Genomic DNA, 380 nt, shown 5'->3' with positions numbered 1-380 from the left:
TCCTTCCACTCTCTAATTATCTGAAAAAACAGCCCCAACTTCTCTCCCCTTTCTCTACCAGGGTGGCACGAGATTTGCTTCAATACTAACAGGCTGCGGAGTTGTATTCGTGTCGCGAGGCACAGCGAAGGAAGGAAACAACTTGCCAGATTTGCGACCGAAAACACTTTATGTGGGCCGGTAGGGCATTCTGAACATGCAACGCAGGCGGCAGTACCGCGCAGAAGTGGCAACATCACGGTAGTACGCGCCCCCGACTCGGCTGCGGAATACAAAAGGATAGTGTTATGATTGTGCGTAGCCTGCAGGATGTTGAAGCGACCGATCACTTCGTCGATTGGGGCAATGGTACTAGCCACCGCCTTCTGACCGACAAGGAC

Annotated in this window: 1 pseudogene; it reads left to right on the top strand. The window is 52.6% G+C overall.

Annotation, left to right across the window (positions count from 1 at the left end):
- Positions 1-287 precede the first annotated feature (287 nt).
- Positions 288-380, top strand: a pseudogene (locus tag EOA33_RS40080) (ectoine synthase); the annotation flags it as partial.

The sequence above is a fragment of the Mesorhizobium sp. M4A.F.Ca.ET.050.02.1.1 genome (assembly GCF_003997725.1).
In the GTDB taxonomy this organism is placed as follows: Bacteria; Pseudomonadota; Alphaproteobacteria; order Rhizobiales; family Rhizobiaceae; genus Mesorhizobium.
The sequence above is the reverse complement of the archived record's forward strand: the minus strand, read 5'-3'. Positions and strand labels throughout refer to the sequence as shown.